10 protein-coding genes and 1 tRNA gene are annotated in these 11,399 nt (G+C 65.2%); 8 read left to right on the forward strand and 3 right to left on the reverse strand.

Annotated features, from left to right (window positions below; genetic code table 11):
* Positions 1-184 precede the first annotated feature (184 nt).
* The gene (gene serC / locus L979_RS12070; protein WP_047692460.1) at positions 185-1,294 is read right to left on the reverse strand and encodes a phosphoserine transaminase; all 1,110 of its coding nucleotides are present in this window, start codon (positions 1,292-1,294) and stop codon (positions 185-187) included.
* A 315-nt stretch (positions 1,295-1,609) separates the two neighbouring features.
* Between serC and L979_RS15250 the strand changes: the two genes are divergently transcribed.
* From L979_RS15250 to L979_RS12085, 3 genes are all read left to right on the forward strand, one after another.
* A complete protein-coding gene (locus L979_RS15250) occupies positions 1,610-2,368 on the forward strand; it encodes a metal-dependent transcriptional regulator (RefSeq protein ID WP_081994451.1) in 759 nt (252 codons plus the stop codon).
* Positions 2,369-2,605: 237 nt separating this feature from the next.
* Positions 2,606-3,574, forward strand: coding sequence for a C40 family peptidase (locus L979_RS16835; protein WP_231559536.1), 969 nt, complete (start codon positions 2,606-2,608; stop codon positions 3,572-3,574).
* A 20-nt stretch (positions 3,575-3,594) separates the two neighbouring features.
* Complete coding sequence (locus L979_RS12085) at positions 3,595-3,855, forward strand: hypothetical protein (RefSeq protein ID WP_047692457.1); 261 nt, start codon at positions 3,595-3,597, stop codon at positions 3,853-3,855.
* Between the two features lie 18 nt (positions 3,856-3,873).
* Here the strand turns inward: L979_RS12085 and L979_RS17115 are convergent, their stop codons facing one another.
* Complete coding sequence (locus L979_RS17115) at positions 3,874-5,298, reverse strand: DUF4031 domain-containing protein (RefSeq protein WP_081994452.1); 1,425 nt, start codon at positions 5,296-5,298, stop codon at positions 3,874-3,876.
* Between the two features lie 74 nt (positions 5,299-5,372).
* Here L979_RS17115 and L979_RS12095 point away from each other — a divergent pair.
* Positions 5,373-5,445: transfer RNA gene (locus tag L979_RS12095), tRNA-Arg, on the forward strand.
* A 37-nt stretch (positions 5,446-5,482) separates the two neighbouring features.
* On the opposite strand, the gene L979_RS12100 is transcribed toward L979_RS12095, so the two are convergent.
* Entirely contained in the window at positions 5,483-6,007 is a 525-nt protein-coding gene (locus tag L979_RS12100) for a GNAT family N-acetyltransferase (RefSeq protein ID WP_047692458.1), read from the reverse strand.
* Between the two features lie 178 nt (positions 6,008-6,185).
* On the opposite strand from L979_RS12100, the gene L979_RS12105 reads away from it, so the two are divergent.
* Genes L979_RS12105 through L979_RS12120 form a run of 4 tightly spaced genes read left to right on the forward strand, consistent with a single transcriptional unit; the run spans position 6,186 to position 11,309 of the window.
* Complete coding sequence (locus L979_RS12105; protein WP_052209864.1) at positions 6,186-7,772, forward strand: ABC transporter substrate-binding protein; 1,587 nt, start codon at positions 6,186-6,188, stop codon at positions 7,770-7,772.
* Positions 7,769-8,722, forward strand: a complete 954-nt coding sequence (locus tag L979_RS12110; RefSeq protein ID WP_197052149.1) for an ABC transporter permease — start codon at positions 7,769-7,771, stop codon at positions 8,720-8,722. The genes L979_RS12105 and L979_RS12110 overlap by 4 nt, the downstream gene beginning before the upstream one ends.
* On the forward strand, positions 8,719-9,621 hold the full coding sequence (locus L979_RS12115) for an ABC transporter permease (protein WP_081994457.1): 903 nt from the start codon (positions 8,719-8,721) through the stop codon (positions 9,619-9,621). Before L979_RS12110 ends, L979_RS12115 begins: the two co-directional genes overlap by 4 nt.
* Entirely contained in the window at positions 9,618-11,309 is a 1,692-nt protein-coding gene (locus L979_RS12120; protein WP_052209865.1) for an ABC transporter ATP-binding protein, read from the forward strand. The genes L979_RS12115 and L979_RS12120 overlap by 4 nt, the downstream gene beginning before the upstream one ends.
* The last annotated feature ends 90 nt before the right edge of the window (positions 11,310-11,399 follow it).

Consider the following 11,399-nt stretch of genomic DNA (forward strand, 5'->3'; position numbering starts at 1 on the left):
GGGTGATTCCCGGAACCAGCAGCAGGACGGGTAGCTGCAGCAACCCGCCACCACCCACCACGGCGTCGATCCACCCGGCCGCCAGCGCAGCCAGCAGGACCAACGCGATGATGGTCAGGGGAATCTCCCCGAACAGTGCCGTCAATTCCACGGTCTTGCGCCTCTGATCAGATCCGCAGCGGGATCAGAGCTGTTCCACGATCAGATCGATGCAGGCCAGCAGGGCGGAGACGTCGTCGGGCTCCACGGCGGTGAAGGTGGCGATCCGCAGTTGGTTGCGGCCCAACTTTCGGTAAGGCTCAACGTCCACCACGCCGTGGGCGCGCAAGGTGGAGGCAATGGCGGCGGCATCCACGGCGTCGTCGAAGTCCACGGTGGCCACCACGGTGGAGCGGTCCTCCGGGCGGGCCACAAACGGTGTGGCGAACTCGCTGGCCTCAGCCCATGCGTAGACAAGATCGGAGGACTGCCTGGTGCGGGCTGCGGCCCATGCCATGCCACCTTGCTCGTTGAGCCAACGCACCTGGTCCTCCAACATGACCAGACCGGCCAGGCCCGGGGTGTTGAGGGTCTGGTTCTTGCGGGAGTTCTCCACGGCGGCGGTCAAGGCCAGCGATTCCGGGATCCAGCGATCGGAGGCACCGATCTGCTCAATGCGCTCGATGGCTGCTGGGGAGAAGGCGCCCAGCCACAGGCCACCGTCGGAGGCAAAGTTCTTCTGGGGGGAGAAGTAGTAGACGTCGGTTTCGCTCAGATCCACGGCAGCGCCGCCGGCTGCGGAGGTGGCATCCACCAGGATCAGTGCACCGTCGGCACCCACCTGGGGCCGGTCCATACCGTCAGGGCGTTTGACCGGAGCCATCACGCCGGTGGAGGTCTCATTGTGGGGCCAGGCGTAAACGTCCACGCCGTCCTCAGCAACCACCTCTGCCCGGGTGCCGGGCTCAGAACTGTGAATGGTGGACGGAGCCAGGAACGGGGCCTTGTTGGTGACTGATGCGAACTTGGCGCCGAACTCTCCGAAGGTGGCGTGCTGGGCCTTTTCCTGGACCAGCCCGAACGCGGCGGCGTCCCAGAACGTGGTGGCACCACCCATGCCCAACAGGATTTCGTAACCGTCAGGGGTCTCAAAGAACTCAGCCAAACCGGTCCGGATGCGGCCCACCATGTCCTTGACCGGGGCCTGCCGGTGGGAGGTGCCCAGCAGGTTGCGGCCCTGACGCGCCAAGGCCCCCACCTGGTCCTCGCGGACCTTGGACGGTCCGGAGCCAAAGCGCCCGTCAGCCGGGAGCATGTGGTCGGGGATGGAGATGGGACGCGACAAAGGAGGCCTCCGGACTGGTGGACGCGACGGGGTTGGTGGGGCGCACCCTGCGGCGTGCCCCGTGGGCCATTGTGCCCCACCTGCCATCTTGGGCCGCGATCAGAGCAGGAGGTTGTCACGGGAGGGCGTCACAGGTCTTCATCAGCGCCGGGTTACGGCCAGATACACTGACCAGGCGACGCCCATGGACTCGATCGGTGAGCGTCAGCGGCCACAGGCTGGTCCGCGCACTGGTGGGTGAACCGGCCCCCGACCCCCACCCCGATCCGTGCAGGAGATGTTTTTGTGACTGATCTGATTGACACAACAGAGATGTACTTGCGCACCGTCCTGGAGCTCGAGGAAGAGGGCGTGCCCCCCATGCGAGCCCGCATTGTGGAGCGTTTGGAGCACTCCGGTCCCACGGTCTCCCAGACGGTATCCCGGATGGAACGTGACGGGCTGTTGAAGGTCTTGCCGGACCGTCGGATCGCTCTGACCGACGACGGCCGGGAAACCGCGGTCAAGGTCATGCGCAAGCACCGGTTGGCCGAGCGCTTGCTGGCGGATGTGATTGGGCTGGAGCTTTCCCAGGTGCATGACGAGGCGTGCCGGTGGGAGCACGTGATGAGCGAAGACGTGGAGCGTCGTCTGATGGTGCTCCTGGACGCACCGGAGGCCTCTCCCTACGGCATGCCCATTCCGGGTCTGGACGGTCTCAGCGCCGGGGATGAGCAAGCGGCCATCAACGCGCTGCTGGCCTCACCCTCGGGTGCTTTGGCTCATCTGCCGCGGCTCTTCACCCTCCTGCAGACGGGTTCCTCCGGTCCGTTCGCCATGGTGGGCGTGCCAGAAGTTGTGCAGGCAGACGGCGTTTCCGTGCCCGCCTCGGCTGAGGCCGGAGTGCTCTCCGGTGCAGCATTCACCGCCCAGATCGACGACGACGAATGGGTGCTCATCCAGCGCGCTGCATCCGGTGAGGGTGCTGAACCCGGTGCTGACGGTGGTGCTGAGGTGCGCATTTCCCACAAGGTGGCGCAAGCCCTCTGTGTGGCTGAAATCTGAAATCCCTGGCTTGGCTCGATCTCGCACAACTCCTCCACAGGCTCGGCAGCGGCAGCGATTGATGCGGGAGATGCGTCTGATGTGACCCCATCCACCCGCGGAGTCATATCAATCATGCCCTTGGGTGGTGCCACGGCCTCTTGAGGCTCTGACCGCGGTCCTACCGTGTGAGGTGTTCACCTGCACTGCCTGACACAAGGCTTGTGCGGCAACCGCCACCACGTTGAGGACACCACCATGCCGCCCTGCACTCTGCGCAATCACCCAGCCCCGTCCATCCCGACCCCGGCGATCCACACCAGCTGGTGTTTTTCCGCCCCGGTCACGCAGACGGATCCCCCCTGCTCCGCCAGCCCCACAGGCGATTCGCCTGGGCGCACACGGTCACCTCGGCTGATCAAGCACCCGTGGATGGTGGGCGGCGTCGTCGGTTTTGGTGCCGTGGGCGCCGCGGCGCTGAGTGCGGCACCAGCCCAAGCAGCGCCCGTGGAGTTCCCGGACTGGGCCACGGTCACGGGCACGATTCCTGATGATGCAGGATTCAACCGTGCCGCTGCCGATGCCAATGATTGGACGTTCTCCTGGTCCACGGATGCCAGCGGCGTGGTGACTTTTGCCTACGCAGATGGCACCACCAGCAGTTCGGCTGATGTTGCTGCGGTACCGGAGGTATCAGCGGTGCCCACGCTGGCGGTCCAATCCACCCCCACGGCGTTTTGGGCGCCTCAGTCGGTTGACACAACTTCTGCACCGGCAGATGCCCAGGTGGGCATGGGGGACTTGGCAGCCGTGGCAGCCGACCCATTGGGCGCACAGGTGTCAGCCCCGGCATCTGCTGAGCCGCAGGTCCAGGCAAGCACGGTCTCCGGATCGGACCAGGCCATTGTGGACACCGCCTACCAGGGACTGGGTGGCGCCTACGTGTGGGGCGGAACGGACTTCATGGCCTGGGACTGCTCCGGGTACGTCCAATGGGTCTACGCGCAGAACGGCCTGACCATTCCACGGGTCACCTGGGACCAGTTTGCAGCAGGTACCCCCACGTCACAGCCGCGGGTGGGGGATCTGGTCTCCCAGAACAATGGTTCGCACGTGGGGATCTACTTGGGGGGAGACCAGATGATCTCCGCGCTGAACCCGCAGGAGGGAACCGTGGTTCACTCCATCCATGCCATGCCGCTGGACGGCTTTTTCACCTACCGCTGAGCGCTCGATAGGCTGGCGGCATGGCCTCCAACAACCGACCGAACTCTCAACCACCCCGCGACTACAGCGCCTCCGCGCGGACTGGCGCGGATCAGGAATACACCTACCTGGCCATCGGCATGGTGGCAGGTGCCATTCCCGGTGTGATCATCGGTCTGCTCATGGCCATCCCCTTGGGTCATGCGGCCATGTGGGTTTCGGTCACAGGCGGCATAGGCATTCTGGTGGGTCTGCTGGCCGGTGCCGTGATCTACCGGCGCAAGCGCAAGCGCAGCCTGTAGATCTAAAGCCTGTAGACGTCAGCCCTGGGGCTCCTGCGCCAACCGGTACGGCGAGTCCGCACGGACATGGGCTGACCAGAACCGGGAATCCCTGCGCCGCAGCATGGGCAGCACCTGGCGGCGGATCAACGGAGCCAACGTGTCTTCTGCCGCTGACACGGCATCCGGGTACAGGTCCAGGTGCCGCAGTTCCTCGATCTCCGCCTGGGCGGAGGGATCCGGGGTGGTGGGGGCGTCGTCGTCGTTCATGAGCTGAACCGGTGTGGTGACCACGAATACTGTGGAGTCGATCCAGGTGGCGGACTCATTGGCGGCCGGTGCATCGAATTCGCCCAGGAGCTCAAGGTGCTCGGGCGCAACAACCAGTCCGACTTCCTCGGTGATCTCCCGTACGCCTGCGGCCAGTGCTGTCTCGCCGTCCTCGATCTTGCCGCCCACCAGCATGAACATCTCCGTGTCCCGTTTCCGCACGGTCAGCAGATGTCCGTCGCGGACAAAACACATTCCCACGATCGGCAGCACCTTGCACCATTCCGGAACCTGGATGCGGGCCAGTGAGCCCAGGCGCAGCTCGTCGATCTCCACGGCAAGGTTCAGACGTGCCTGCTCGCCCCACAGGGCTCGGCCGCGCTCGGTCTTGTAGAGAGCGGCGGGATCCAGGCGATCCAGGATCAGCAGGCGCGCGTGCACGAACTCATACTCCGGAACCTGTGGATACTCCGCACGGACCCGCTGCACATAATCCGCATAGCGCTCCGGTGTGCCACCCAGCACGGCCAGATCGGCATCCGAGAGCAACGCCCCGTGGGTGTCTTGCGGGTCCGGGTTGTGGTGGGTGGTCATTCGTACCAGCCGCGCCACCTCATCAGCGGTGTCCTGGTCCATGCCCACCTGGGGCAGCGTGGACAATGCGAACTGCGCGGAGGCTTCCTCATCGGCACCGGCTTGGCCCTCGTACACGACATCGTGGAACCACGCCGCCAACACCACCTCCAGTGGCGGGCTCCCGTCCGTGAGTTCGTCCAGTGTCGCAAGGACCGCCAGCAGGTGTGTGCGGTCGTGGTAGTGCCGGTGCTCCTCACCCCACCCGGCCAACAGGGTTTCCCGCAACCGTTGCAGCGGCTCCGTGACGCCCACAGCGCCGTCCCAACGACGACGCAGCGCCGTCAACACCTTGTTGTTGCGCCGTGCCGCAGGAATCCGCAGCCCGGATGCCACCAGGATCCGCACCAGCTGTTTGCCATCGACTTCCACGGCACCGGCGGCCACGGCGTCGTCGTACCGCTGGCGGGGGACGTCGTAGTGGTCGCGGTCAAAGGCGCGCGGGGAGAGGCCGATGCGTTCGGCTGCCGCGTGCAGCTCCTCCAGGGAGGTGTCCGAGATCAGGTGGGAGAACTCGGTGCCATGGGCAGGCCAGCGCGGGGGATCGATGTAGACGGGCATGGTTGCCAATCTATCCGCCCGCGCGCCGCTGGTGACTTGGGCAAGGTCAAGAGGGCCGTATGATGGTCCGCGTTGCCCCCGTAGCTCAGGGGATAGAGCACGGCTCTCCTAAAGCCGGTGTCGATGGTTCGAATCCATTCGGGGGCACTCTCACTTCTCCCGGCGGCCTTCTTGGCACCGCAGGTCAGAGCCCAAAGGCCTCCGCGTAGCGGACCATCCCGACCGGGATCGGGTCAGCGCCGAGCGCAAGAACCATGACTGCTTCTCGCGGAGCCTCAAATGACACTTCCACGCCGTGATCGGCGGCAGTCTGGAAGCCGAACCTGGGGTAGTAGCCGGGGTGACCGACCACCACCACGGTGGATTCCCCGGCAGCTCGTGCCACATCCAGGGCGGCGCGGGTCAGGGCTGAACCCACACCCATGCGTTGGAACTCCTCCATCACGGACACAGGCGCCAGGGCCAGCGCAGGGTGCTCGCCAATGGTGCAGCGGGTGATCAGCACGTGCCCGATCACCCGGCCGGAAACCTCGGCCACCAAGGAAAACTCGGGAACCCAGGCCGGGTCCTGGCGTAGGGCCTCCACCAGGTCGGCCTCCTCCGTTGTGGGGAAGGCATCCAGCAGCACTGCTTGAACGGATGCGTGGTCGGCGGCGCGTTCGGTGCGGATGTTCCAGGTGGTCGGCGCGGTGGTCTTCGGTTGAGTCATGCCCGCACTGTACCGATGCAAGTGTGACCGGCGAGTCGCCCGCATGTTTGCCATCTGTCCAAGAGCGCTGTTAGATACGCCACAAACAAACTGTTGGTGCTTCATGGACAATCTGGCTCGTCATCCGGGCCCGGGGGAGATGGGGGACCAGCCCAACTGAATTCCCCGGAGGAACCCCATGTCTGACAGAGCCGGACTGCAGCCGTGGGGGAGGTCTCCGATTCCCAGGCGGCATGTTCTGACTGCGGCGATGGGCCTGGGTGCGTTGGGCGCCTTGTCCGCCTGCTCCACCTCGACGGGGTTCGACGTCGACACCAACGCCCCGCCCACCCAAGGCGGCACGTTGCGTGTGGGCCTCACGGGAGGCTCCTCCGCGGACACCGTGGATGCCCACATTCCGGTGAACTCCGGGGACAGCGCCCGCGTGATCAACCTGTACGAACCCCTGGTGGAGCGTGATGACGACTACCAGATCGCCTACCGCCTGGCCGAGTCCCTGGAACCTGGCGACGACGGCGCCGTATGGACCCTCCGTCTACGGGAGAACCTGAAGTTCTCCGACGGATCCGACCTGACGGCTGATGATGTGGTGTTCACCTTTGAGCGCGTCACGGATCCGGACGATCCCAAGACCAACGCCTCCAACCTCTCCACCTTCGAACGGGCGGAAGCCGTGGATGACCGCACGGTCAGGATTCACTTGAGCGCGCCCAACGCCATCCTGGATGACTCCTTGGCCCAGTACTCCATGGGTGTGGTGCCACGCGGGTATGACCCCGCCAACCCCGTGGGTGCAGGTCCGTTCAAGCTCAAATCCTTCACCGCAGGACTTTCGACGGTGCTGGAACGCAACCCCCACTACTGGGATCAGGCCCCGCACCTGGATGAAGTGGAGTTGCTGAATTTCAATGACACGGACGCTTTGATCAACGCCCTGCTCTCCAGTCAGGTGGACTGCGTGGGACAGATCCCACTGGCTCTGGCGGAGGTCCTGGGCTCGGATGAGCGCATGGCGGTGCTGAACTCCGCCACGGGCATGTGGCTGCCGTTCACCATGCGGGTGGACGTTGCCCCGTTCGACGACGTCCGCGTGCGTCAAGCTTTCCGTCTGGTGGTGGACCGGGAACAGATGATTGAGCAGGTGCTCTCCGGCAACGGGGAGATGGGCAATGACATGTTCTCCCCGTTCGACCCCGCCTACCCCCAGGACTTCCCGCAGCGCTCCCAGGACATCCAACGCGCCAAGGACCTGTTGGCGGAGGCCGGTCACCCGGACGGTCTGACGGTGGAGCTGGTGACGGCCCCCATCCAGTCCGGCGTGGTGGAAGCCGCCCAGGTGTTTGCCGAACAGGCCAGGCAGGCCGGGATCACGGTCAACATCCGGCGGGTGGACACCACCACGTTCTTTGGCGAGCAGTACCTGCAATGGAGCTTTGCCCAAAGTTTCTGGTACACCCGCAACTTCATTCCGCAGGTGCGTAACTGCGCCACGGCGGAGGCGCCGTTCAATGAGACCGCCTGGGTGGATGACGAGTTCACCGCCCTGGTGGACCAGGCCCAGGGCGAGCTGGATGAAGGGCGGCGCGATGAACTGATCCGCTCAGCCCAACAGAAGCTCTACGACGACGGCGGGTACATCATCTGGGGATTCGCCAACCAGGTGGATGCCTACCAGCGCTATGTCCTGGGACTTCAAGAGAACTCCACGGGACTGCCATTGTCTGGCTACACGTTCCGCCGGGTGTGGCTGGGAGACGTGTCATGATCGCCAAACTGATTCTCAAACGCCTGCTGGTCAGTGTCTTCATCCTGCTGGCGGTCTCCGTCGTCGTTTTTGCGGCCACCTTGCTGCTGCCCGGGGACCCGGCGCGGGCCATCCTGGGTCAGCAGGCCACGGAGGAGCGCATTGCCGCCTTGCAGGCGGACATGAACCTGGACCGCTCGCCCATTGAGCGGTACTTCCTCTGGCTGGGCGGATTGTTCGTGGGCAACTTCGGCACCTCCACCGCAACGGGCGGACCGGTTGCCGATTTGCTGGGGGAGCGGATCACCGCCTCCTTGGTGTTGATGGTGTGCGCAGCGTTGATCGCAGTTCCCATCGGTCTGGCCATCGGCATCTTCTCCGCGCTGCACCGCGGCAAACGCGCGGACCAGGCCGTCACCTGGACCACGCTGGCCCTGGCGGCCCTGCCGGAGTTCGTGATCGGTATTGCGTTGGTGACGTTGTTTGCCACCTCCGTGTTCCGAATCCTGCCTGCGGTCACCATGAGCCCACCGGGCCAACAGGTTTGGCAACTTCCGGCCCAGCTGATCCTGCCCACGCTCACCCTGGCGCTGGTGGTGGTTCCCTACATCATCCGCATGATGCGAGCCACCATGGCCGAGGTCATGGATTCAGGTTTTGTGGAGATGGCTCGTCTCAAGGGTGTTACGGAACGCACCGTGATCCTGCGCCACGCCCTTCCTCACGCCATCGGCCCCGTGGCCCAGGTGGTGGCCATCCAGTTGGCCTGGTTGGCCGGCGGTGTGGTGGTGGTGGAGTACCTTTTCCGCTATCCGGGTATCGGCCAGGCACTGATTGATGCCGTGACGTACCGGGACGTGCAGGTGGTGCAGGCGATCTCCATCATCATCGCTGCCGTCTACGTGGTGGTGAACCTGTTGGCGGACATCGTGGGCATTTTGGCCAACCCCAAGCTCAGGAGCGCGTCATGAGCACCGTGAACACCGCACCCGCTGGTTCGGACAGCGCCCAGCCCAAGGAGTCAGCCACTCGCCCCGCCTCTCTGCTGAAGCGGGTGTGGGCCCAGAAGCAGGGCAAGGTGGGCTTGGTGCTGACCGCACTGATCGTGGCCTTGGCCCTGACGGGGCCCCTGCTGGCGCCGCTGCTGACGGGGTACGGCCCCACGGAGTTCGTTGGCCGCCCGTTTCAAGCAGACGGCATCTTCGGCACGGACAACTTGGGACGTTCCGTGGCGGCCCGGTTTTTGGCCGGTGGCCTGCTCCTGTTGGCCTACTCCCTGCTGGCCACGGCGCTGGGCCTGGTGGTGGGCTGCATTGTGGGCATGATCGCCGGATACGCCGGTGGTAAGACGGACTCTGTGCTGATGCGCCTCAACGACGTCGTTCTGGCCTTCCCTCAACTTGTCCTGGCTCTGCTGGCAATCGTGGTCCTGGGTCCGGCCGGTTGGGTCCTGGTCACGGTCATTGGCCTGACGCACGCACCGCGCATTGCCCGGGTGGCCCGCGCCGCCACGTTGGGTGTGGTCAACGAGGACTACGTGCGTGCCGCGCAGATGTACGCCGTGCCGCGCAGCCGCATTCTGGCCCGGGAGATCTTCCCCAACATCACCGGCCCGTTGAGCGTGGAGGCCGGTTTGCGCCTGACGTACTCCATCGGCGCCATCGCCTCCCTGTCCTTCCTGGGGCTGGGCATGCAACCGCCCACCGCGGACTGGGGGCTGATGATCAACGAGAACCGCATTGCCCTGAGCATCCAACCCTGGGGCGTGCTGCTGCCGGTGATCGCCATCGCGATTCTCACCATCGGCACCAATCTCCTGGCCGACGCCATTGCCCGTGCCACGGCCTCGACCACCCTGGAGGTCTCATGAGCCCCGCAACCGTTTCTTCCGCGAGTCCTCCGGAAACGACGACGACGCCCGCCCCCGCCCTGCGCATGGACCAACTGCGAGTGGCCACCGTGGGCGGTACGGAGATCCTGCACGGTGTGGATCTGACGCTGCGCCGCGGCGAGATCCTGGGCCTGGTGGGGGAATCAGGATCTGGTAAGACCACCGCGGGGTTGGCCTGCCTGGGACATTTCCGGGCCGGGCTGAAATATGCCTCCGGGACCGTGACCCTGTACGCCTCGGACGGGTCCGACGAACTCGACATCATGGGATTGGGCGAAGAGCAACTGCGTGCGATGCGCGGTTCCCGGGTGGCCTATATTCCGCAGGACCCGGCCCTGAGCCTGAATCCGGCCATCCGGGTGGGTGAACAGATCCGCGAAGTCCTGGACATCCACGGATTCGGCTCAACGCCTCCCGAGCGCAAAGCTCGGGTGGCCGAGGTTCTCCAGGACGTCGGGCTGCCCGGCACGGAGGCCTATCAACGGCGGTGGCCGCACGAACTGTCCGGTGGTCAGCAGCAGCGCATCGGCATCGCCATGGCCTTCGCCATGACCCCGGACGTCCTGATTCTGGACGAACCCACCACGGGACTGGACGTCTCCACCCAGTCGCACGTGCTGGACACCATTCGTTCCATGACCCGGCAACATCAGGTGGCCAGTCTCTACATCACCCACGACCTTGCCGTGGTGGCCGAACTGGCCGACCGCGTGGCCGTGATGCTGCGCGGTGAGTTGGTGGAGGAAGGCCCCGTCCGGGAGATCTTGACTGCACCCGAACACCCCTACACGCGTAGGTTGTTGGAGGCCGTTCCGGATCTGGCGGGCAAGAAGATGCTCACGCAGACCGGGCAGATCGACGTCGTGAATCCGGGTGAGGCCAGCCCCGCCGCGACCGCAACGGACGAATCCGAGTCAGCCACGTTGCTGGCCGTCACGGACCTGCGGAAGTCCTACGGATCCAACGCGATTCTCAAGGGCGTGAACTTCACCCTGGAACCGGGGCAGTCCACCATGGTGCTCGGCGAATCGGGCTCGGGCAAGACCACGCTGTCGCGCTGTGTGGCCGGGTTGATCGAGGACTACGACGGCCAGGTGTCCCTGCGTGGCACTGACCTGGCCGCCTCCACGCGCCAGCGCAGCAACGACCAACGCCAGGAGATCCAGTACATCTTCCAATCGCCGTTCTCCTCCCTGAATCCGCGGCGCAGCATCGGCCAATCCCTGACGGTGCCGTTGGAGATGAGCGGCAAATTGCCCGCAAGCCAGCGTCGGTCGGTGGTCGAAGATGCCCTGGACTCGGTGCGGCTGGGCCGCAGTTTCTACGACCGTCGTCCGGGAGACCTCTCCGGCGGTGAACGCCAGCGTGCCGCGGTGGCTCGTGCCTTGGTGAACGCGCCCAGCATCCTGGTGTGCGATGAAATCACCTCGGCGCTGGATGTTTCCGTGCAGGCCTCGATCATCGCGCTGCTCAACCAGCTGCGCGCCGAACGCGGGTTGGCGCTGCTGTTCGTCACCCACAACATCACGTTGGCCAGGCACATTGCCGATCAGATCTTGGTGCTCAACCAAGGGGTGATCGTGGATTCCGGGCCCGTGGATGACGTTTTGGAGAACCCCACCCACGACTACACCCGCGCGCTGCTGGCCGACGTCCCGACCTTGTAGCCTTCCCCACCCAGCGGCGACTTGTCCCGCTCAAACGGGCTTTTGAGCGGGACAAGTACCCGCTGGGCGGAAGGGTGACGGAAGGGCGGC

This window comes from Kocuria sp. ZOR0020 (assembly GCF_000800955.1).
In the GTDB taxonomy this organism is placed as follows: Bacteria; Actinomycetota; Actinomycetes; order Actinomycetales; family Micrococcaceae; genus Kocuria; species Kocuria subflava.